21 protein-coding genes and 1 tRNA gene are annotated in these 22178 nt (G+C 66.6%); 9 read left to right on the forward strand and 13 right to left on the reverse strand.

All coding sequences use genetic code 11. From position 1 onward, the window contains the following. Window positions 1-131: 131 nt before the first annotated feature. The 4 genes from htpX to def all read right to left on the reverse strand — a co-directional run bounded on the left by htpX (window position 132) and on the right by def (window position 3367). On the reverse strand, window positions 132-989 hold the full coding sequence (gene htpX, locus ACPTTF_RS16905; RefSeq protein ID WP_014895693.1) for a zinc metalloprotease HtpX: 858 nt from the start codon (window positions 987-989) through the stop codon (window positions 132-134). A 100-nt stretch (window positions 990-1089) separates the two neighbouring features. Then, window positions 1090-1725: a LysE family translocator gene (locus ACPTTF_RS16910; RefSeq protein ID WP_423371801.1), complete on the reverse strand. Its 636-nt coding sequence runs from the start codon at window positions 1723-1725 to the stop codon at window positions 1090-1092. 120 nt (window positions 1726-1845) lie between these two features. Then, window positions 1846-2829, reverse strand: coding sequence for a methionyl-tRNA formyltransferase (gene fmt, locus ACPTTF_RS16915; protein ID WP_423371802.1), 984 nt, complete (start codon window positions 2827-2829; stop codon window positions 1846-1848). A 34-nt stretch (window positions 2830-2863) separates the two neighbouring features. Beyond that, window positions 2864-3367, reverse strand: a complete 504-nt coding sequence (gene def / locus ACPTTF_RS16920) for a peptide deformylase (RefSeq protein WP_166962376.1) — start codon at window positions 3365-3367, stop codon at window positions 2864-2866. Window positions 3368-3552: 185 nt separating this feature from the next. Here def and dprA point away from each other — a divergent pair, with 185 nt between their 5' ends. From dprA to ACPTTF_RS16935, 3 genes are all read left to right on the forward strand, one after another. After that, entirely contained in the window at window positions 3553-4872 is a 1320-nt protein-coding gene (gene dprA / locus ACPTTF_RS16925; protein ID WP_423371803.1) for a DNA-processing protein DprA, read from the forward strand. 36 nt (window positions 4873-4908) lie between these two features. Continuing rightward, a complete protein-coding gene (locus ACPTTF_RS16930) occupies window positions 4909-5289 on the forward strand; it encodes a thioredoxin family protein (protein ID WP_166962370.1) in 381 nt (126 codons plus the stop codon). A gap of 193 nt (window positions 5290-5482) precedes the next feature. After that, a complete protein-coding gene (locus tag ACPTTF_RS16935; protein ID WP_166962367.1) occupies window positions 5483-8107 on the forward strand; it encodes a DNA topoisomerase III in 2625 nt (874 codons plus the stop codon). A gap of 138 nt (window positions 8108-8245) precedes the next feature. On the opposite strand, the gene ACPTTF_RS16940 is transcribed toward ACPTTF_RS16935, so the two are convergent. Further along, entirely contained in the window at window positions 8246-9295 is a 1050-nt protein-coding gene (locus tag ACPTTF_RS16940; RefSeq protein WP_423371804.1) for a LysR family transcriptional regulator, read from the reverse strand. Window positions 9296-9721: 426 nt separating this feature from the next. Here ACPTTF_RS16940 and ACPTTF_RS16945 point away from each other — a divergent pair, with 426 nt between their 5' ends. Beyond that, complete coding sequence (locus tag ACPTTF_RS16945; protein ID WP_043184746.1) at window positions 9722-10735, forward strand: D-2-hydroxyacid dehydrogenase family protein; 1014 nt, start codon at window positions 9722-9724, stop codon at window positions 10733-10735. Window positions 10736-10784: 49 nt separating this feature from the next. Here ACPTTF_RS16945 and ACPTTF_RS16950 read toward each other — a convergent pair whose 3' ends face one another. Together ACPTTF_RS16950 and ACPTTF_RS16955 are read right to left on the reverse strand one after the other, a co-directional pair. Further along, window positions 10785-11651 (reverse strand): patatin-like phospholipase family protein, encoded by an 867-nt coding sequence (locus ACPTTF_RS16950; RefSeq protein WP_423371805.1) that lies wholly within the window; start codon window positions 11649-11651, stop codon window positions 10785-10787. A gap of 8 nt (window positions 11652-11659) precedes the next feature. Then, window positions 11660-12064 carry a PaaI family thioesterase gene (locus tag ACPTTF_RS16955; RefSeq protein ID WP_027785770.1) on the reverse strand — a complete coding sequence of 135 codons (405 nt, stop codon included), beginning with the start codon at window positions 12062-12064 and terminating at the stop codon, window positions 11660-11662. Between the two features lie 190 nt (window positions 12065-12254). Here ACPTTF_RS16955 and ACPTTF_RS16960 point away from each other — a divergent pair. Next, a tRNA-Lys gene (locus ACPTTF_RS16960) sits at window positions 12255-12330 on the forward strand. A 357-nt stretch (window positions 12331-12687) separates the two neighbouring features. Then, on the forward strand, window positions 12688-13590 hold the full coding sequence (locus tag ACPTTF_RS16965) for a DUF3592 domain-containing protein (RefSeq protein WP_423371806.1): 903 nt from the start codon (window positions 12688-12690) through the stop codon (window positions 13588-13590). 54 nt (window positions 13591-13644) lie between these two features. On the opposite strand, the gene ACPTTF_RS16970 is transcribed toward ACPTTF_RS16965, so the two are convergent. Next, window positions 13645-14259 (reverse strand): CGNR zinc finger domain-containing protein, encoded by a 615-nt coding sequence (locus ACPTTF_RS16970; RefSeq protein WP_423371807.1) that lies wholly within the window; start codon window positions 14257-14259, stop codon window positions 13645-13647. Between the two features lie 81 nt (window positions 14260-14340). Between ACPTTF_RS16970 and ACPTTF_RS16975 the strand changes: the two genes are divergently transcribed. Continuing rightward, window positions 14341-15156 (forward strand): alpha/beta fold hydrolase, encoded by an 816-nt coding sequence (locus ACPTTF_RS16975; protein ID WP_423371808.1) that lies wholly within the window; start codon window positions 14341-14343, stop codon window positions 15154-15156. Between the two features lie 56 nt (window positions 15157-15212). Here the strand turns inward: ACPTTF_RS16975 and ACPTTF_RS16980 are convergent, their stop codons facing one another. From ACPTTF_RS16980 to ACPTTF_RS16990, 3 genes are read right to left on the reverse strand one after another with little or no spacing between them, the layout of a single operon-like run. Further along, window positions 15213-15971: an amino acid ABC transporter ATP-binding protein gene (locus ACPTTF_RS16980; protein WP_423371809.1), complete on the reverse strand. Its 759-nt coding sequence runs from the start codon at window positions 15969-15971 to the stop codon at window positions 15213-15215. Further along, window positions 15968-16648 (reverse strand): amino acid ABC transporter permease, encoded by a 681-nt coding sequence (locus ACPTTF_RS16985; protein WP_423371810.1) that lies wholly within the window; start codon window positions 16646-16648, stop codon window positions 15968-15970. Before ACPTTF_RS16985 ends, ACPTTF_RS16980 begins: the two co-directional genes overlap by 4 nt. 14 nt (window positions 16649-16662) lie before the next feature. After that, window positions 16663-17445: an amino acid ABC transporter substrate-binding protein gene (locus ACPTTF_RS16990; RefSeq protein ID WP_423371811.1), complete on the reverse strand. Its 783-nt coding sequence runs from the start codon at window positions 17443-17445 to the stop codon at window positions 16663-16665. Window positions 17446-17771: 326 nt separating this feature from the next. On the opposite strand from ACPTTF_RS16990, the gene ACPTTF_RS16995 reads away from it, so the two are divergent. Continuing rightward, window positions 17772-18044, forward strand: a complete 273-nt coding sequence (locus ACPTTF_RS16995) for a hypothetical protein (protein WP_166962339.1) — start codon at window positions 17772-17774, stop codon at window positions 18042-18044. A gap of 86 nt (window positions 18045-18130) precedes the next feature. Here ACPTTF_RS16995 and phnY read toward each other — a convergent pair whose 3' ends face one another. Both phnY and phnA read right to left on the reverse strand, forming a co-directional pair. Beyond that, window positions 18131-19585: a phosphonoacetaldehyde dehydrogenase gene (gene phnY, locus ACPTTF_RS17000; RefSeq protein ID WP_423371812.1), complete on the reverse strand. Its 1455-nt coding sequence runs from the start codon at window positions 19583-19585 to the stop codon at window positions 18131-18133. Between the two features lie 29 nt (window positions 19586-19614). Then, window positions 19615-20853, reverse strand: coding sequence for a phosphonoacetate hydrolase (phnA, locus tag ACPTTF_RS17005; protein WP_423371813.1), 1239 nt, complete (start codon window positions 20851-20853; stop codon window positions 19615-19617). 208 nt (window positions 20854-21061) lie between these two features. On the opposite strand from phnA, the gene ACPTTF_RS17010 reads away from it, so the two are divergent. Beyond that, window positions 21062-22117: a putative 2-aminoethylphosphonate ABC transporter substrate-binding protein gene (locus ACPTTF_RS17010; protein WP_423371814.1), complete on the forward strand. Its 1056-nt coding sequence runs from the start codon at window positions 21062-21064 to the stop codon at window positions 22115-22117. Window positions 22118-22178: the final 61 nt, after the last annotated feature.

Genomic DNA, 22178 nt, shown 5'->3' on the forward strand with positions numbered 1-22178 from the left:
CATTGTAGCGTGCGACGCTGCAGCCCCTTTGGCCCCTTTACGGCACGCACAAATGAAACACCCCGCAGCGCAAAGCGTGCGGGGTGTCGTGGCGGCCCCCGCGCGGCAACTGCCGCGCGAGGCGCCGTGGCTTAATCGAAGCGGCCGGTACGCGCCATCTCCATCAGGCGCGCGATGCGCTCCTCGGTGGCCGGGTGCGTCGAGAACAGGTTCTGCAATCCGCCACCATGCAGCGGGTTCATGATCATCATCTGCGCGGTGGCCGGATGCGCTTCGGCCGCCTGGAACGGAATGCCTGCCGCATAGCGATGGATCTTGTCGAGCGCGGTCGCGAGCGACTGCGGATCGCCGGAAATCTGCGCGCCGCCGCGGTCGGCCTCGAACTCGCGTGCCCGCGAGATCGCCATCTGGATCAGCGCGCCGGCGATCGGTGCGAGCAGCGCGACCGCGATACCCGCGATCGGGTTGGCCGGCCGGCCGTTCTCGTCGCGCCCGCCGAAGAACATCGCGAAGTTCGCGAGCGCCGAGATCGCGCCCGCCATCGTCGCGGTGATCGTCGAGATCAGGATGTCGCGGTGCTTCACGTGTGCGAGTTCGTGCGCCATCACGCCGCGCATCTCGCGCTCCGACAGCACGCGCAGGATCCCCGTCGTCGCGGCAACCGCCGCGTGCTCGGGGTTGCGGCCCGTCGCGAACGCGTTCGGCGCATCCTCGTTGATCAGGTAGACGCGCGGCATCGGCAGGTTCGCGCGCGTGGCCAGCTCGCGCACCATCCGGTAGAACTGCGGCGCCGTGTTCTCGTCGACTTCCTGCGCGTTGTACATGCGCAGCACCATCTTGTCGGAGAACCAGTACGAGAAGAAATTCATGCCGAGCGCGAACAGCAGCGCGATCGTCATGCCGCGCGAGCCGCCGATCATCCCGCCGATCACGATGAACAGGGCCGTGATCCCGGCCATCAGCATCGCCGTTTTGACCCAATTGAACATACCCACTCCTTATCCGTCAGGGGACCCGCCGCGCATCACAGGGTGCGACGGAAAATTGTAAGCGATTTGTTAGATAAGGTCTTGCCGGAAAAATTCAATCTCAGCGTTGCGATGCTGCAAGACGAAGGCCCAGGCCGACGAAAGCGCTGCCGATCGTGCGGTCGAGCCACTTCTTGACACCCGGCTTGCCGGAAAAGCGCTCCGTGACACTGCCCGCGACCCAGGCGACGAGGCTGGTCCACACCGTGCTCATCGCGACGAACACACCGCCGAGGGTCAGGAACGCCAATGCCTTGTGCGGGCTGTCGGCCGACACGAACTGCGGGAAGAATGACACGAAGAACAGCACCACCTTCGGGTTCAGCACGTTGGTCCAGAAGCCCTGCATGAACAGCTGGCGCAGCGGCTTCGCGGCTTGCGTGGCCGCCGCGCCCGACGGCTCGACCGCCTGCTTCGCGATGATCATCCGCACGCCGAGGTAGATCAGGTAGGCGGCGCCAACCAGCTTGATCACCGTGAACGCGGCAGCCGACGCCGCGAGCAGCGCGGTCAGGCCGAATGCGCAGGCGAGCGCGTGAACGCAGCAACCGGCCGAAATGCCGAACGCCGACATCAGCCCCGCGCCGCGGCCCTGCGCGACGCTGCGGCCGACGATATAGGCCGTATCGGGGCCGGGCGTGACGTTCAGCAGGAAGACTGCCAGCACGAAGAAGCCGAAATGGGTGATGCCGAACATGAAAACCTCGAAACCGGAGAGCGCAGGGAAATTCTACGCGCGCCTGCCGCGCCGCGCGACTCGGCCATCCGGCCGATTGCGCACGCCCGGCAGGCCGTGTCGAATGGCGGTCAGGCCGCTTCAGGCAACGTCAGTCAGCGCGAAACGCTGGCCTGCGGCGAGCGGCGAGCCGGCCAGGAATTCGCGGGCAGGCAGGCGCTTGCCGCCCGGTTTCTGCAACTGCGTGACGCGCAGCGCACCGCTGCCGCACGCAACGACCACGCCTTCCGGCGCGGCTTCGACGATCGTGCCGGGCAGCGCGTCGCCGCGCGCCGCCACGGGCTCGGCCGCCCACAGCTTGATCGCCGCGCCATCGAGCGTCGCGACGCCGCCCGGGAACGGATCGAACGCACGCACCTGGCGCGCGAGCACGTCGGCAGGCTTGCGCCAGTCGAGCGCCGCTTCGTGCTTGCCGATCTTTTCCGCATAGGTCACGCCGTCGGCCGGTTGCGGCGTCGCCGGCAGCACGCCGTCGCGCTCGAGCTGCACGAGCGCGTCGACGATCAGCCGTGCGCCGTCGGCGGCGAGGCGGTCGTGCAGCGTCGCGGTCGTGTCGTCGGGCGCGATCGCGATGCGCGCGTCCTCGATCATCGCGCCGGTATCGAGGCCGATGTCCATCTGCATCAGCGTGACGCCCGTCTCGGCGTCGCCGGCCTCGATCGCGCGGTGGATCGGGGCAGCGCCGCGCCAGCGCGGCAGCAGCGACGCATGAATGTTGATGCAGCCGCCGCGCGGAATGTCGAGCACCTCCTGCGGCAACAGCAGGCCGTATGCGGCGACCACCATCACGTCATGCGGGGTCGAGCGCAGCAGCTCGATCGCGTCGGCCGCCTCCGCCGGGTACTTGCCTGCGCGGCGCAGCGACGGCGGCTGCGCGACGGGCATCCCGTGCTCGACGGCGTAGCGCTTCACCGCGCTTGCCTGCAGCTTCATCCCGCGCCCGGCAGGGCGATCGGGCTGGGTAAGCACGAGCGGCACCGGAAAACCGGCCTCGTGGATCGCGGCGAGGGCAGCCGCGGCGAATTCCGGCGTGCCGGCAAAAATCACGCGCAACGTATGGGTCATGACAGCTTTCGGGGGCGGGCAGGGCGAACGCGCGTCACATCGCGCGTTCGAGTTTCTTCATCTTCGTCTTGATACGCGTCTGCTTGAGCGGCGACAGGTATTCGACGAACACGCGCCCCATCAGGTGATCCATCTCGTGCTGGACGCACACGGCCAGCAGGCCCTCGCAGTCGAGCTCGAAGGTCTCGCCCTGCTCGTTGAGCGCGCGCACGCGCACATGATCGGGACGCTCGACTTCGTCGTAGATGCCCGGCACCGACAGGCAGCCCTCTTCATAGATCTGCTTCTCGTCGCTCGACCACACGATCTCGGGGTTGATGAACGCGCGCAGCTCGTTCTTCTCCTCGGAGATGTCGATCACGATCACGCGTTCGTGCACGTCGACCTGCGTGGCTGCAAGGCCGATGCCGGGCGCCGCGTACATGGTCTCGGCCATGTCGGCGACGAGCTTGCGGATCCGGTCGTCGACCTTGTCGACGGGCTTCGCGACCTTGTGCAGCCGCTTGTCGGGGTAATGAAGAATATTGAGTAATGCCATGGCGTTCGGTATTCGGTGGAGTGGCGTGCCGCATCGGCCATCCGGCCGGCTGGCGCTGCCGCCGGTATGCAATGAAGATGAGGCGGACGCGTGGCCATTCAATGCCGCGGATCACGCCTCCTGCAATTGGCCGGGCGCCTGCGCGCGCGGCCCTGTCGAGTATTTCGGATGATGAAAATTTTATCATGGCGCCACGCGGTCCGCTGGCCACCACATTCGAGGGGCGCCTCATGTCGCCGCAAGCGCTGACCACTTCCGCGCTGCGCGCCTGGCTGCAGCTCGCGCATGCACCCGGCCTCACCCCCGCCGCGCTGCAGGCACTGCTCGACGCATTCGGCTCGCCGGACGCGCTGCTGCGTGCATCCGGCCAGGCGATCGCCGCCATCACCAGCCCCGCCGCCGCCCAGGCCGTGAGCGCGAGCGAGCGCGGCGATCTCGACGCGCGCACCGACGCCGCGCTCGCCTGGCTCGACGCGCCGGGCAACGCGCTCGTCACGCTCAACGATCCGGCCTACCCGCCGCGGCTGCGCGACCTGCACGATCCGCCGCCGCTGCTATATGTAAAGGGCCGGCTCGACCTGCTGCACGCGCGCGGTCTCGCCGTGGTCGGCAGCCGTCACGCGACGCCGCAGGGGCTCGCCGACGCGACGCGCTTCGCACGCGAACTGTCCGACGCCGGGCTGCCGATCGTGTCGGGCCTCGCGCTCGGGATCGACGGCGCCGCGCATCGCGGCGGGCTCGACGGGCGGTCAGGCACGGTCGCGGTGATCGCGACCGGCGCCGATCTCGTCTATCCGGCGCGACACCGTGCGCTCGCCCACGAGATCGCCGCGCACGGCGCGATCGTGTCGGAATGGCCGCTCGGCACGCCGGCCCGCGCGGCGCATTTCCCGCAGCGCAACCGGCTGATCGCCGCGCTCGCGATCGGCGCGCTCGTCGTCGAGGCCGCCCCGCGCTCCGGCTCGCTGATCACCGCGCGGCTCGCGAACGAACTGGGGCGCGATGTGTTCGCGATGCCGGGCTCGATCCACGCACCGCTCGCGCAGGGCTGCCACGCACTGATCCGCGACGGCGCGAAGCTGACGGCGGCACCGCTCGACGTGCTCGAGGAATACGGGCTGGGCGAACCAACGGCTTGCGCGGCGGGTGACGCATCGCGCCCCGGAAATCGGCTTGCCAGCGCGACCGACCGCCGCGGAACCGAGGCCGCCGGCGTCGCGCCAGCCGATCCGGTCGTTGCGGCCGCGCCGCCAGCCCGAATCGAAGCGCCACCACCGCTACCCGACATCCCGTCCGAACAGGCCGTGCTTGCCGCATTGGGATACGGCCCCGTCACCTACGAATGGCTCGCCGATCACAGCGGCCTGTCCGACGACGTGCTGCATCGCGCGCTGCTCGCGCTGGAACTGGCCGGCCGCGTCGCCAGCCTCCCCGGCGGACGCTTCGCGCGGCTTGACGCGGCGCGCACCCCGCCGGTGCGCGGCATGCTACATTCCCCCGCATAGGGGCGGCCATGCCGCCGACGATACCCAAGGAAATCCATGCCCGCGCTGAACCTCGACACCGATGCGGATCGGATCGCCGAGCGCCTCGCCGATCCCGGCACGTTGCTCGTCGCCTGCCTGTGCGCCGAGTGGTGCGGCACGTGCCGCGACTACCGGGTGGCCTTCGACCAGCTCGCCGACGCGCATCCGGACGCCTGCTTTGCCTGGATCGACATCGAAACGCATGCCGACCAGCTCGACGATCTCGACGTCGAGAACTTCCCGACGATCCTGATCGAAGATACCCACACCGCACGCTTCTTCGGCACGGTGCTGCCGCATGCGGCGATCGTCGAGCGGATGCTGTCCGACCTGAGCGCAGTACCCGGTGCGCCGCACGCACCGAAATTGCGCAACGTCCTCACCGTCGAAGCCTGAATTCACGAGCCGGCCCGGTGGTTTTGTCCGCGTTTACGCGCGCCTCCGCGCCGGGCGCTTGCCGCCGTTGCGGCCCCCCTCTATGATGGGCCGCTTTTTACACGCTGAGCCGCCGTCGCTGCGGCGTGTGCTATAAAGCGGTCGTAAAAGGGACCCACAACCGGCGAACCCGGTCTACCAACACACACCTGTCATGTCCAAAGCACTGATCATTGCGGAAAAGCCTTCTGTCGCGAACGACATCGCACGCGCTTTGGGCGGCTTTACCAAGCATGACGAGTATTACGAGAGCGACGATTTCGTCCTTTCGTCCGCTGTCGGCCACTTGCTGGAAATCGCCGCCCCGGAAGAGTACGAGGTCAAGCGCGGGAAATGGAGCTTCGCGCATCTGCCCGTCATCCCCCCGCATTTCGACCTGAACCCGATCGCAAAAAGCGAGTCGCGCCTCAAGGTGCTCACCAAGCTGATGAAGCGCAAGGACGTCGACCGCCTGATCAACGCATGTGACGCGGGGCGCGAGGGCGAGCTGATTTTCCGCCTGATCGCGCAGCACGCGAAAGCCAAGCAGCCGGTCCAGCGCCTGTGGCTGCAGTCGATGACCCCGCAGGCGATCCGCGACGGCTTCGCGAACCTGCGCAGCGACTCCGACATGCAGCCGCTCGCCGACGCCGCACGCTGCCGCTCGGAAGCCGACTGGCTCGTCGGGATCAACGGCACCCGCGCGATGACGGCGTTCAACAGCAAGGGCGGCGGCTTCTTCCTGACGACAGTCGGCCGCGTTCAAACGCCAACGTTGTCGATCGTCGTCGAACGCGAAGAGAAAATCCGCCGTTTCGTCCCGCGCGACTACTGGGAAGTGAAGGCCGAATTCGCGTGCGCGGGCGGTTTCTACGAAGGCAAGTGGTACGACCCGAAATTCAAGCGCGACGAATTCGATCCGGAGCGACGCGACTCCCGCCTGTGGAGCCTGCCTGCCGCCGAAACGATCGTCGCCGCATGCCGTGACCAGGTCGGCACGGTCTCCGAGGAATCGAAGCCGTCGACGCAACTGTCGCCGCTGCTGTTCGACCTGACGAGCCTGCAGCGCGAGGCGAACGGCCGCTTCGGCTTCTCCGCGAAGAACACGCTCGGTCTCGCGCAGGCGCTGTATGAAAAGCACAAGGTGCTGACCTACCCGCGTACCGATGCGCGCGCACTGCCGGAAGACTACATTTCGACGGTCCAGTCCACACTCGAGATGCTCAAGGAGAGCAACAACTACCTGCCGCATGCGAAGCAGGTGCTCGACAAGGGCTGGGTGAAGCCGAACAAGCGGATCTTCGACAACTCGAAGATCAGCGACCACTTTGCAATCATCCCGACGCTGCAGGCGCCGAAGGCGCTGTCCGAGCCCGAGCAGAAGCTGTACGACCTGGTCGTGAAGCGCTTCCTCGCGGTGTTCTTCCCGGCCGCAGAATTCCGCGTCACGACGCGGATCACCGAAGTCGCCGGCCACCACTTCAAGACCGAAGGCAAGGTGCTCGTCGAGCCGGGCTGGCTGCAGGTGTACGGCCGCGACGCCGAAGGCGCGGACGCGAATCTCGTGCCGGTGCAGAAGGACGAGAAGGTGAAGACGGACGAGATCGCCGCGGTCGCACTCGTGACGAAACCGCCCGCCCGCTACTCGGAAGCGACGCTGCTGTCCGCGATGGAAGGCGCGGGCAAGCTGGTCGAGGACGACGAGCTGCGCGAGGCGATGGCCGCGAAGGGGCTGGGCACGCCGGCCACGCGCGCGGCGATCATCGAAGGCCTGCTCGGCGAGAAATACCTGCTGCGCGAGGGTCGCGAAATGATCCCGACCGCGAAGGCATTCCAGCTGATGACGCTGCTGCGCGGGCTCGGCGTGAAGGAACTGACCGCGCCCGAGCTCACCGGCGAATGGGAATACAAGCTGTCGCAGATGGAGCGCGGCAACCTCGGGCGCGACGCGTTCATGCAGGAAATCGCCCGCATGACGCAGCAAATCGTCAAGCGCGCGAAGGAATACGATTCCGACACGATCCCCGGCGACTACGCGACACTCGAGACGCCGTGCCCGAACTGCGGCGGCCAGGTGAAGGAAAACTACCGCCGCTTCGCGTGCACGAAGTGCGAGTTCTCGATCTCGAAGATCCCGGGCAGCCGGCAATTCGAGATCCCGGAAGTCGAGGAGCTGCTGCGGGAGAAGACGATCGGTCCGCTGTCCGGGTTCCGCAGCAAGATGGGCCGCCCGTTCTCGGCGATCCTGAAGCTCTCGTTCGACGACGAGACGAAGAACTACAAGCTCGAATTCGACTTCGGCCAGGATACGGGCGGCGAGGAAGGCGAAGCACCCGACTTCTCCGCGCAGGAGCCGGTCGGCGCGTGCCCGAAGTGCAAGGGCCGCGTGTTCGAGCACGGGATGAGCTACGTGTGCGAGCACTCGGTGGCCAACCCGAAGACGTGCGACTTCCGCTCGGGCAAGGTGATCCTGCAGCAGGAAATCACGCGCGAACAGATGGGCAAGCTGCTGGCCGACGGCCGCACGGATCTGCTGCCGAACTTCAAGTCGTCGCGCACGGGCCGCAACTTCAAGGCGTTCCTCGTGAAGCAGCCGGACGGCAAGATCGGCTTCGAGTTCGAGAAGAAGGAACCGAAGGCCGCCGCCGCGAAGAAGACGGCAAAATCGGCGACGAAGGATGCCGAAACCGTGACGGAAGGCGCCGAAGAGAAACCGGCACCGGCCCGCAAGACCGCCGCGAAGACCGCAGCCACCAAGACGGCCGCCCGCAAGACGACGGCGCGCAAGACGGGTTCGTAATCGCCTGGCCGCCGGGGCTGGCTTTCCCCCGGCGTATCCGGCTTCGGCAGCGAGCCAGCCATAAAAAAACGCGGATCGACTGCTCGATCCGCGTTTTTTCTTTGTGCCGGCGGTAACTTACGCCCGATCGTCGCGCCGTTACAGCGGCGACGGCACCGCGACGCGCGTGCGCGGCGAACGCGGCAGGCGCGGCGACAGGTTCGGGTCGGCCGACTCCGGTTGCTCGGCACGCGTCTCGACACCGATCGGCGCGAGCACGGAACTCTGCGCAGCCCACTGTTCGCCCATCGTCGCGTCGGTCGAGTGGCTGAAATGCTCGACGAGGTGGTCGATGAACGTGCGCACCTTCGCGGGCAGATGGCGCCGGCTCGGGTAAGCGATGTTGATCTCGACCTGCGGCAGCCGGAAATCCGGCAGCAGCCGCACGAGCGCGCCGCGCGCGATGTCGCCGCCGATCAGGTAGCTCGGCAGGATCGCGACACCCATCCCGAGCAGCGCGAACTGGCGCAGCATCGCGGTGTTGTTCGCGACGATCACGTTGGTCGGGCGCACGCGCACTTCGCCGTCCGGCCCCGTGAACACACGCTCGTCGCCCCAGTATTCGGTCGGCAGGCTCAGGCTCGGATGCTCGGCGAGATGCTCCGGATGGGTCGGCACGCCGTGCTTCTCCAGATAGCTCGGCGTCGCGCACACGGTCATGCAGCCGGTGGTCAGGCGCCGCGTGACGATGCTCGCGCTGCGCATCTGGCGCGTGACGACGATGCCCACATCGAAACCTTCCTCGACCAGATCGACCTGCCGGTCGACCAGCGTGAGATCGGGCACCACTTTCGGGAAATTCTCCGTGTACGACTGCAACACGGGCGCGAGGTTGTGCAGGCCGAACACGACCGGCGCGACGATGCGCAGCGTGCCGACCGGCTCGTGATTGCGCGCGACGACCATCTGCTCGACGTCCTCCAGCTCATCGAGGATCTGGCGGGCGCGCTCCAGATAGACCTGGCCTGACTCCGTCAGGGAGAGGCTGCGCGTGGTGCGATTAAGCAAGCGCGTGCCAAGCCTGCCTTCCAGGTCGGCGACGTGACGCGTCGCGACCGCGTTGGAGATATCCATTGCACTCGCGGCCCGCGCAAAACTGCCGAGATCTGCAACCTTGACGAACACGCGCATCGACTGCAAATGATCCATAAACGACTCCTGCCGCTGTTACAACTTCAAAAAGATGAAGCAAATGCGTAATTCTCCTACGACAGCGGAAATGATGCAGAGTTGCTCAACAAGGCCCCGGTTGGCGATAAAAATAGTCAAAAATCCTCGCCCTCTGCGGATAGTTGATCCAATTATTCTGATTGAAGCAACAATTGGGTGAACCTCGTCGAGTAAGCGGCCGAATCAGGAAGGACGTATTTGATGCGACACAACAGCGCACCCTGCCGCCCGTCGCGCAAGCGGCTCCGGGTCAGGCTGCCGCCAATTGCGGCGGAGCGTAACAACCTGTTAAAAAGACACCATGAAGGCGGCCGGCGTAGCATCATGTCGGCCCCGGCCGGGCGGGACGGGTGCGCGATGTGCGCCGCCGCCACCGCCGCTTTCAACGCGCGACACCCGCTCACCATGAAAATTGCCATCCTCGACGACTACCAGGACGCCGTCCGCAAGCTGAACTGCTTCGAGATGCTTGCCGACCACGACGTGAAGGTCTTCAACAATACGGTGCGCGGATTGGGACAGCTCGCCAGCCGTCTGGCGGAAGTCGAGGCGCTCGTGCTGATTCGCGAACGAACCCCGATTTCGTCGCAACTGCTCGCCAAGCTGCCGAACCTGCGCATGATCAGCCAGACCGGCCGCGTGTCGAGCCACATCGATCTCGAGGCCTGTACCGACCGCGGCATCGCGGTGCTCGAAGGCACGGGCTCGCCGGTTGCCCCCGCCGAGCTGACCTGGGCGCTCGTGATGGCCGCCCAGCGCCGCATTCCGCAGTACGTCGCAAACCTGAAGCAGGGTGCCTGGCAGCAGTCGGGCCTGAAGACGTCGGCCATGCCGCCGAACTTCGGCCTCGGCCAGGTGCTGCGCGGCCAGACGCTCGGCATCTGGGGCTACGGCAAGATCGGCCGGCTGGTTGCCGGCTACGGCAAGGCGTTCGGGATGAACGTGCTGATCTGGGGCCGCGAGCACTCGCTCGAGGCCGCGCGCGCCGACGGCTATACGGCCGCCGAAAGCCGCGAAGCGCTGTTCGAGCAGAGCGACGTGCTGTCGCTGCACCTGCGCATGCATGACGACACGCGCGGGATCGTGAAGCAGGAAGACCTGATGCGGATGAAGCCGACGTCGCTGCTCGTCAACACGAGCCGCGCCGAACTGCTCGAGGAAAATGCACTGGTCAACGCGCTCTCGCACAACCGTCCGGGGATGGTCGCGATCGACGTGTTCGAGAGCGAGCCGATCCTGCAGGGCTACAGCCTGCTGCGGATGGAAAACGTGATCTGCACGCCGCACATCGGCTACGTCGAGCGCGAAAGCTACGAGCTCTACTTCAGCGCGGCGTTCCGCAACATCCTCGCGTTCGACGACGGCGACATGTCGAGCGTTGCCAACCCGGAAGCGCTGACGCCGATCCGCAAGCGCTGACCCGCACGGGCTGCGCGCCCCGCGCGGCCCGCTCCTCCATTCCCGATCGTCAGGCCGCCACGCGGCCGCCCGTCATCGCGCCGACGCGCGTGAGGAAATGCTCGCCGTCGCGCCGCCCGAGGTCGTACGCATGCCGCATCTGCGACGGGCTCGTGTAATCCCAACTCGAAATCGGCACCTTGCTCGACGGCTGGACGTACAGCCGACGCTGCTCACCATGCGCAACCGTGAACATCTGCGGGCGCGGATACAGCCGCGTGACGAGCACCAGCACGTCGCCCGGTGTCGGGTCGAGCGCATCGACCGGTACGTTGTCGACCATTCCGCCGTCGAGCACGGGCCGGCCGCCGCGGCGCAGCACCGGCGTAAACGGCGGCGTGCAGGACGACTGCAGGATCAGGTCGGCGAGTTCGTCGACTTGCGTGCAGGCCTGCGCACGCACGAATTCGGGCCGAAAGCCGAGCGTGCGCCCGAGCGTCGGGTGCAGCGTCTTGCGCACGTACTTCTCGATGTTGTACGCGACGAGACCGGCGGCGACTGCACTGCGCGCACCGAGCCAGCGCGGCACGTGCGACACGCCGATGCGGATCTCCGGCGCCGCGGCAAGCTTCGCGAACGGTTCGCCGTAGATGTCGAGCAGCGCCTGACGGTAAATCCGGTAGTGCGGAAACACGGGCTCGCGCCCGAACAGGTTGCCCCAGTACGCATTCTTCCGGTTGTGGCGCAGCGCCTCTTCGTAATAGCCCATCACCCATGCGGCGTCGCGTGTATACAGCATGCACGCGGTCGCCGCGCCGGCCGAGATACCGGTAATCACGCGCGGGCGCAAGCCGAGCGCCGGCTGCGCGACGTCCCAGAAGCCGGCCTGCCACCAGCAGCGATTGCCGCCGCCCGCAAAGACGATCTGGTCGAACATCGCGCCGCTCAGCTGACGAGCGCGTAGGTCGACGTCGCGTGCACGGCCATCTTGCCGTCTTCGTCGAACAGCTCGACTTCGCCGAATACGAGGTTGCGGCCCATCCGCAGCACGCGCGCGGTGACGAGCACGTCGCCCTTGCGCACGGGACGCATGAAGTTCGTGTTCAACGACACGGTCGTCATCGGCCGGAACTCGCCGAGCGCGGCCGAGATCGCGACCACCATCGCGGTGTCGGCGGCCGCCGTGAACACCTGGCCGCAGATCACGCCGCCCGAATGGCGGAATTCGCCGGAAAACGGCAGGCGCAGCGTGACGCTGTCGTCGCCGATCGACACGGGAACCAGACCGAGCGAGCGGACCCAGGGGGCCAGCAGGCGATCCAGCAATTCGCGGACTGCGTTTTCGTCCATCTTCGAAAGCCCAGAAAGCGTTGCGCGACCGCCGCGCAACACGTGTGGCGTCATCATACCGGGAGCACGGGAAGTACGATCGCTCGTTATCTGACCGACAGCTGCCGTCGTCGTGACGAAATATTTTCAGGAGATTTGCAGAAAGGGCTTGCTAAGCCTGAAATGCTCGTGCATAATCTTTCTTCTGTTGGGGGCGTTAGCTCAGTTGGTAGAGCAGCGGACTCTTAATCCGTAGGTCGAGTGTTCGAGTCACTCACGCCCCACCAGGAATTCAAAGGCCGGTCAGCGCAAGCTGACCGGCCTTTTCCGTTTACGCCGTTTTCCTGCTGCTTTCCATTTACGTCGCCTCGCTCCGGGGTGCGCGCCTCCCCCCGGTACGCGACCGCACGCATCTTCCGCATCGTTTCCGCTAGAATCGTCCGACAAATATCACACGACCGGCGCAAGCACTGCCGCTTGCCCGCCGGCACTGAGAGAGCATGGGACGTCAGACATGGAAGCATGTGAACGGGACGCGACCATTCAGAGAGCCAGGTTGCGCCGATATCGGCCAGTCCGTCGGGACACGCCACGCCCCCGATCAAGCCGGAATCCGCAGTGCGAAGCACGAACCGGATCCGGTCATGCCGGGTAAGGACGCGCTCGTCGCCATGGCGCTCGGCGTCGTGCTGCTCGTGCTGTCCGGCATGCTCGCCGTGACGGCCGGCCAGGCGACCGGCCAGCTGGTCCGCGCGCCGGGCACGGTCGTGCGCATCGTGCAGGACAGCGACGCAATGCGCGCGTACCGGCCGATCGTCGCGTACCTCGCGAACGATGGCCAACGCCGCGAAATCGCCGGCAATACCGCATCGACCGTCCCCGCCTACGACATCGGCGAGAACGTCGAGATCTGGCTCGACCCCAGCCACCCCGAACGCCCCGCGCTGATCGACGATTTCGCGCAACGCTGGTTTCCGGCGATCGTGCCGGCGCTGCTCGCCATCGCATCGTTCGCGATCGGCGGCCTGCTGATCGCCGGCGAGCGCCGCCGGTCATCCGAGCCACCACCGGCCCACCCCGCCCGCAAGCACGCACGCAGCCGCTGGAATATCGCGATCGTCCTGATTCCGATCGCGATCGGCACGGGCTTCGTCGCCGGCGCCGGCGCGGCCGGCCTGCGCCAGTGGCAGATCATCCACCACTATGCGCGTTCCACCGGCCATGTCGTCGAGATCGCGAAAAACGCGCGCTCGCCCCGCGCACGCACGTCGCTGTATTCGGCGATCGTCGCGTTCACGACCGACAGCGGACGCCAGATCACGTTCGCCCAGGGCTCGGCGTCGTCGCATCCGGGGCTGCACGAAGGCGACGCGGTCAACGTGCTGTACGACCCCGTCACCCCCGAGCGCGCGGTCGTCGACCGCTTCTGGGATCACTGGGGCCTCACGGCCATCCTGTTCGCGATCGGCGCGCCGTTCCTCGCGGCCGGGCTGTTCATCGCCGCGACGCTGTGGCCGGAACACCCGCCGCACGAAATCGCACAATGACGTTCGCGCGCCGGCTGACCACCGCGCGGCACGCCAACCGGCTCGGCGCGCGCGTCACCGCTCCCTGAACGCTTCCACCTTCGCGCGGTTTCCGCAGGTGCGCATGTCGCACCAGCGGCGCCCGACGCCGCGGCCGCGATCGACGAAGAACCACGTGCACCGGCCACACTGCCGCACCCGCGCGAAATCGTCGCTGCGCAGCAGTTGCTCGAAGCCGAGTGCGGCCGCGTCGACCCAGCGCGACGCGGCGCGCGCGTCGGGCCGCCACGCGAACCGGCCGCCGACCGCGTCGAACGCGCCGCGCCCGATCGCCTCGCGAATCGCGACGGCGAGCCGGTCCGCCGCGCGCGCGCCGGCCGTGCCGCCACCTCCGGCCGTCAGGTGCGCGATCGCCGTGTAAGCATCCTCGCGAAAACGATGCAGCGCCGCCAGCGCGTCAGCGTCGTCCTGCCGCGCATGACGCAGAAGCCGCGCCAGATCGGCCGGCGCCAGCAACCCCGATCGTTCCGCCCACGCATGCACGGCCGGCCAGTCGACGAGCTTGTCCGCGTCGCGCGTCTTGCCCGTGTCGGCCACCGTGTTGAGGAAGTCGAGCGCCGGATGGCCGCCGACGAAATCGGCTGCGCTCCATTCAGGCGCGTGTCGCGCGGGCTCGTGTCGAGTAACCATTTATTTGCACCTATTGGTTTCATACCCGGACAATCCGGAGTAACCTGTTAACAACCAAAACAGGTTAGCACGGAGAGGCCGATGCTCGAACTCGCCAACCGCTTCAATTTCGAAGGCCACCGGATTGCCTGGGGAACGCTCGGCGAAGGCCCGCCGCTCGTGCTCGTGCACGGCACGCCGTTCTCGTCGCAGGTGTGGCGCCGGATCGCGCCGTGGCTCGCGCGGCGTCATCGCGTGTTCTTCTACGACCTGCTCGGCTACGGTCAATCCGACATGCCGGATGCGGACGTGTCGCTCGGCCGCCAGAACATGCTGTTCGGCGCGATGCTCGACGCGTGGAAAATTTCGCGACCGCGCGTGCTCGCGCATGACTACGGCGGCGCAACCGTGCTGCGCGCGCACTTCCTCGACGGCGTCGCCTATGCGGATCTCACGCTCGTGAATCCGGTCGCGATTGCGCCGCAGGGTTCGTCGTTCGTGCGCCACGTCGCGCAGCACGAAGCCGCCTTCACCGGATTGCCCGCGTATGCGCATCACGCGCTCGTGTCGGCCTATCTCGGCAATGCGGTCGCCCGGCCGCTGAGCGACGAGGCGCTGTCGATCTACCGCGCGCCGTGGCTCACGCCAGCCGGTCAGCCCGCGTTCTATCGGCAGATCGCGCAGATGCGCCAGCGCTACATCGAGGAAGCCGAGGCCCGTTACGCGCCGCCGGATTTTCCGGTGCGCATCGTGTGGGGCGAAGACGACGCGTGGATTCCGCTCGACCAGGGGCAGGCGCTGGCCGATCGCATCGCCGGCGGCCAGCTGATCAGGGTGCCGCGCGCGGGCCACCTGGTGCAGGAAGATGCGCCGGAAGCGATCGTCGCGGCGGTGCTCGACGGGCTAGGGCAAGGTTGACGCCGCTTGTCGCTTGTCGCTTGTCGCTTGTCGCTTGACGCGTGTCGCGTGTCGCGTCAGAACACCGGCACGCCCTGCGCTAGCGTCGACACGAACTTCGCGGTGCGCGGATCGCGCGGGTCGCCGAACAGGTCGCGCGATGCACCGGCCTCGATGATGCGGCCTTCCGCGAGAAACACAGCGTCGTGCGCGATCGACGCGGCCAGGCGCAGGTCGTGCGTCGCCATCAGCATCGTCGTGCCTTCGCGCGCTAGCTGGCGCAACACCTCGACGACTTCGACGGACAGCTCCGGATCGAGTGCCGACGTCGGCTCGTCGCACAACAGCACCTGCGGCGACGGCGCAAGCGCACGTGCGATCGCGACGCGTTGCTGCTGGCCACCCGACAACGTGCCGGGCCACGCGTCGGCCTTGTCCGCGATGCCGACCTTCTCGAGCAGCGCGAGCGCGCGTTCGCGGGCCCGTTCGCGCGGCCAGCGCTGCACCGTGACGAGCCCTTCCATCACGTTCTGCACGACGCTCAGGTGCGGAAACAACTGAAAATTCTGGAATACCATGCCGGTCTGGCGGCGCACCGCGAATACGGCGTCGCGCGCCGGCCGGTGCGCCGGCGAGAAGTCGATGCGTGCGTCGCCGACCGTCAGCGCACCTGTCTCGGGCACTTCGAGCAGGTTCACGCAACGCAGCAGCGTGCTCTTGCCGCTGCCGGACGGTCCGATCAATGCCGTCACGCTGCCGGGCTGCAACGCGAGATCGATCCCGTGCAACACACGATGCGTGCCGAACGACTTGTCGATGCGTTCGAGCCGGATCATCGCCACTCCGCCTGGAACAGCGCATGACGGCCGAAGCGGGTTTCGAGGCGGCGCTGCAGCGTGGACAGCACCGAACTGAGCAGCAGGTAAATCAGCGCGGCTTCCGTATAGAGAATCATCGGCTCGTAGGTCACGGCCGCGATCCGCTGCGCGGCCTGGAAGATCTCCGGCACGGTCAGCACGGCCGCGAGCGACGTGTCCTTCACGAGCGAAATGAACGAATTCGACAGCGCCGGCAGCGCGACGCGCGCGGCCTGCGGCAAGATCGCGCGGCGCAGTGCCTGCGGGCGCGTCATCGCCATCGAGTACGCAGCCTCCCACTGTCCCTTCGGGATCGATTCGATCACGCCGCGAATCACCTCCGCGTTGTAGGCGCCGACGTTCAGCGAGAAGCCGATCACGGCAGCCGTCAGCGGATCGAGCACGATGCCGACGCTCGGCAGGCCGTAGAAGATCACGAACAGTTGCACGAGCAGCGGCGAACCGCGAAACAGCCAGATATAGAAGCGCACGGCGACCTGCGCCCAGCGCGGCCCGAACAGCCGCACGAGCGCCGCGCCGAACGCGAGCAGCAGGCCGATCGCGAACGACGCGAGCGTGAGCGGAACCGTGAACACGAGCCCCGCGACGAGCAGGGGCCGCAGCGATTCCGCCATCAGGTGAAGCCAGGCCGGCATCGTTCAGCCTCGCGTCACGGCTGCGACACGTCGCGGCCGAAATACTTCTGCGAGATCTTCGCGTAGGTGCCGTCGGCCTTGATGTCCGCGAGCACCTTGTCGATCGCGGCCACCAGCGCGGGGCTGCCCTTGCGCAGCAGCACGCCCGATGCGTCGCTGGCGCCACCCGTGTCGGTCGCCGCGATCTTCAGTTTCGCGTCCGGCTTGTGCTTGCGGAAATCGAGGTACGACAGCGAATCGTTGATCGTCGCGTCGACGCGCCCCGAGCTCAGCAGGTCGATCGATTCGTTGAAGCCCTGCACGGGCACGACATCCGCACCGTGCGCGGCCGCGAGCTTGCCGAAATTGCTGGTCAGCGTGTTCGCGGATTTCTTGCCCTTGAGGTCGTCGAACGAGCGGATCGTCGTGTTGTCCGCGCGCACGATCAGCACCGCGCGCGACGTGATGTACGGCGTGGAGAAATCGTATTTCGCCTTGCGCGCGTCAGTGATCGACACTTCGTTGACGACCGCGTCGTAGCGGTTCACGTCGAGGCCCGCGATCAACCCGTCCCACTTGCCTTCGACGAACTGCGGCTTCACACCGAGACGCTGCGCGATCGCGGTCGCGATGTCGACGTCGAAGCCGGTCAGCTTGCCGGTCTCGTCGTGGTACGTGAACGGCGCGTACGTCCCTTCGGTACCGACCCGGAACACGCCGGAGGACTTGATCTGCGACAGGTCGTCGGCAGCCAGTGCGCTCGTGACCGAAACGGCCTGCAGCATGGCGACGACCAGGATGGAGCGAAGGAATTTCATGGTGCGGACCCCGAATGATTGGAGGGAATGATCCCGCGGCACGCGCGTGCCGTTCGAGAGGTCCGCGAATTCTACCGACGCGTCGAGGCCCGGCAAAAACGCAAATCGGCTAACGATATGAGCCGATCGAATAACGCACCGATCAACCACTCATTCCGCTGACGAAATCCGTCGCAACCCCGCGCGTCGACCCGGCCGACGGCTCGTTACCGGCAGTTACAGAAGCGACACCGCGGTATCACCCATTCGGCACGCGCTACGTACCATGAAGACAGGTGAACCGATTGCTCGCGGGCCTTCGCACCCACGAACGGAGTGAACGGCAAATGAAACGCATCCTGTTGTCCTGCGCCGTCGGCATCGCGACCGCCTGCCTGTCGGCAAGCGCATTCGCGCACACCGACATCGGCGTGTACTTCGGCGTGCCGGGGCCGGTGATCGAGGCGCCACCGCCTGTCTACTACGCGCCGCCGCCCGTCGTGTACGAGCCGGCGCCCGTCTATTACGGCCCGTACTACGGCGACTATCGCTATCGCCGCTACCGGCACGACAACGGCTGGCATCGCGGCTGGCGACATCACCACGGCGACGACGATTGACCGTCGCCTGACAGCCGCTGCGGCTGCATCCCGCCAGACATTCCGCGCGCCGGCCTTCGAGCCGGCGCGCCCGCATCACGCGCCGCTTACCACGGCAACGAATACGTCTTCGTATTCGTGAAGCTCTTCATCGCTTCCTGCACGCCTTCCTTGTATCCGAGCCCCGAATCCTTCACGCCGCCGAACGGCGTCAGCTCGAGCCGGTAGCCCGGCACTTCGCGCACGTTCACGCTGCCGACTTCCAGCTCGGTGATGAAACGCGTGATGTTGTCGAAGCGGTTCGTGCAGACCGACGACGACAGCGCATAGTCTGTGCTGTTCGACATCCGGATCGCTTCGTCGATGTCGCTGAAACGCATGATCGGCGACACGGGGCCGAACGTCTCGTACTTCACGAGCGGCATGTCGGGCGTCACGCGATCGATCACCGTCGGCGAATACAGTGCGCCGTTACGTACGTTGCCGACCAGCAGCCGAGCACCGCGCGAAATCGCATCGTTCACCTGCTGCTCGCAGAACTTCGCGGCGGCCTCGTCGATCACGGTGCCCATGTCGACCGACGGATCGGACGGATTGCCGTACGACCACGCGCGCGTTTTTTCGACAACCAGCTCGGTGAAGCGATCGGCCACCGACTCGTGCACGAGCATCCGCTTGATCGCCGTGCAGCGTTGCCCCGAGTTCTTGTATGAACCCGACACCGCGAGCGTGCTCGCTTCGTCGAGATCGGCGTCCTCCATCACGATGATCGGATCGTTGCCGCCGAGTTCGAGCACCGCGCGCCGGTAGCCCATCCGCGACGCGATCGACTTCCCGATCGAAACGCCGCCCGTGAACGTGATGAGGTCGATCGCCGGGTTCGTGATCAGCTCGTCGGCGATCTCCTTCGGGTCGCCGGTGATCACCTGCAGCATCTGCGGCGGCAGGCCGGCTTCGTACAGGATGTCCGCGAACAGGTAGCACGACAGCGGCACCTTCTCAGACGGCTTCACGACGATCCGGTTGTTGGTCGCGACCGACGGCACGATCTTGTGCGCGACCTGGTTCATCGGGTGGTTGAACGGCGTGATCGCGGAAATCACGCCGAGCAGCGGGTCGCGCTGCGTGTACACGCGGCGCTTCTTGCCGTGCGGGGTCAGGTCGCACGAGAAGATCTGCCCGTCGTCCTTCAGCACTTCGCCGGCGCCGAACGTCAGCACGTCGGCCACGCGGCCCGCTTCGTACGTCGAATCCTTGATGCACAACCCGGCCTCGGCCGTGATCAGCGCCGCGATCTCGGCGGTGCGCGCGCGCACGATGTCGGCCGCACGGCGCAGGATCGCCGCGCGATCGTGGCGCGTGAGCGTCGGCCGGTATGCACGCGCGGCCGCGAACGCACGCTGCACGTCGTCCAGCGTCGCCTTCGGCACGGTGCCGACCAGCGCGCCATCGTACGGGTTGCGCACTTCGATTACCGCGTCCCGATGAATCCTTTCGCCGTCGATTCGCAGTGCTTCGCGACGAATCTCGCGGACGTCCGTCGATGCTGCAATGGCGTTCATGAGTGTGTCCCCTTACGGATGCGTGCGCATCACTGCAGATGGTTGAGCGCGATGTCGATGATGTCGAAGTTGCGCAGCCGCGCGCGGCCCGTGACGTCGCTGGCGACCGGCTTGCTGAAGATCAGCGGCACGATCTGCTCGGAGATGCCGCCATGCGAACGCAGCGGCACGTCGAGGCCCGACAGGTCGTGCTTGATGCGGCGCGTGCCGAGCACGACGTCCTGCTTCGAGATCACGATCAGGTCGCCCATCCGCGCCGGCGGCAGCTCGAAACGCGCGCAGCCTTCCGCGCCCGTCAGCACGACCTCGATGCCGTCGACCGCGGCGAGCCGCGCGCGCAGCGCCTCGGCATCGGCCGTCGCCGGCACGTAGACGGTCGCGAACGAGCCGAGCGCGCCGTGGTGCACGACGTACGGGTCGGTGATCGGCAGGATCACGCGCGCCGCGTCGTGGCCGAGCCACTCGTCGAACAGCTCCTGCAGGTAGATCACGTTCGGTTCGCCGGTTTCATCATCGTGCTTCGCGTTCATCCCGTGGTCGGCCGTGATCGCGACGATCGCGCCGAGCTCATCGAGACGCTGCAGGTACTTGTCCATCATCGCGTAGAACGCGTTTGCGCCTTCCGTGCCGGGCGCGCACTTGTGCTGCACGTAGTCGGTGGTCGACAGGTACATCAGGTCGATCGGGCGCGTCTCGAGCAGGCGCACGCCGGCCGCGAACACGAATTCCGACAGGTCCGCGCTGTACACGCTCGGCACCGGCTTGCCGACCAGCTCGAGCACGTTGTCGATGCCGTTTTCCTCGACGCTCGCCTCGTCGGCCTTTTCCGACGAGAAGCAGATGCCCTTCAGCCCCTTGCCGAGCAGGCGGCGCAGCTTGTCCTTCGCGGTGACGACCGCGACGCGCGCGCCCTGTTCGGCGAAGGTCGCGAGCACGGTGGGCGCGACCAGGTACTTCGGATCGTTCATCAGCACCTCGGCGCCGGTGTCGCGATCGTAGAAGTAGTTGCCGCTTATCCCATGCACCGCCGGCGGCACGCCCGTCACGATCGACAGGTTGTTCGGGTTCGTGAAGCTCGGCACCACGCACTCGCCCTTGAGCGCCGTGCCCGGCTTCAGCAGCGTGCGCAGGAACGGCGCGACGCCGGCCTCGGCGGCTTCTTCCAGATATTCGTATGCGCAGCCATCGACGCAGACGACCACCACGGGCCGGCTCATCCAGTTGTAGCGGCGGCCGTTCACTTCCACGGATACAGGCGTTTCAATCATGACGTTCATTCCTTTCAGTTCGAAGGGTAGAGCCGTCGGCGCCCGCGTCGCGCCGAAGGGAGGTGTTTTCCATGCTTGACATTAAAATTGATGATTTGTAGATTGTCAACAACATGCAGAGAACAGAAAGCAAAACAATGGTGCAGCAAGAGGGCTGGTCTCCACTCATCCGCCGTGTGCCGCGGCGCCACAGTCAAGGGGTCTGAAGATGAACGAAGTGCCGGTAAACAAGCGTTTGAATGCATGGGCGGCGAGCGCGGCCCGTTTCGCGCTGGCCGCGGCGGTCGCGCTCGGCGCCGCGCAGGCAGCGCACGCGAAGACGTCGCTGCTCGTCTACACCGCGCTGGAAGACGAGGCGATGAAGCCCTACAAGGACGCGTTCGAGAAAGCGAACCCCGATATCGAGATCCGCTGGGTGCGCGACTCGACCGGCTCGGTCACCGCGAAGCTGCTCGCGGAGAAGAACAATCCGCGCGCGGACGTCGTGCTCGGCCTCGCCGCGTCGAGCCTCACGCTGCTCGACCTGCAGGGCATGCTGATGCCGTACACGCCGAAGGGCTTCGACCAGCTCACGCGCAAGTACAGCGACGCGAACACGCCGCCGCACTGGGTCGGCATGGACGTGTGGGGCGCGACGATCTGCTACAACCGCATCGCCGCGCAGGCGAAGAACATCCCGAGGCCGACGTCGTGGGAAGACCTGACGAAGCCGGTCTATAAAGGCGCGATCGTGATGCCGAGCCCGGTTTCATCCGGCACCGGCTACCTCGACGTGACCGCGTGGCTGCAGACCTTCGGCGACGACAAAGGCTGGAAATTCATGGACGCGCTCGACAAGAACGTCGCGCAGTACGTGCACTCGGGCTCGAAGCCCTGCACGCTCGCCGGCACCGGTGAATTCCCGATCGGCATCTCGTTCGAGTTCCGCGGCCACGAACTGCAGTCGCAGGGCGCGCCGATCGATCTCGTGTTCCCGAAGGAAGGGCTCGGCTGGGACATGGAAGGCACGGCGATCATGAAGACGACGAAGCAGCCCGACGCCGCGAAGAAGCTCGCCGACTTCATGGCGAGCAAGGACGCCAACGAGATCACCGCGCGCTGGTGGGCGATCGTCGCGTACCCGGGCGTCGCGCGAAAGCTGGCCGGCATCCCCGACAACTACTCGGACCTCCTCGTGAAGAACGACTTCGTGTGGTCGGCGAAGAACCGCCAGTCGATCCTCGACACCTGGCAAAAACGCTACGGGGCAAAGACGCAGCAGTAACACCGCGACCGGCAGCGGGGCCGCGCCGCGCGCCGCCCCGCGTCACCCTTCCCCTCGTCGA

This window comes from Burkholderia crassaminum, from assembly GCF_964265005.1.
GTDB lineage: Bacteria > Pseudomonadota > Gammaproteobacteria > Burkholderiales > Burkholderiaceae > Burkholderia.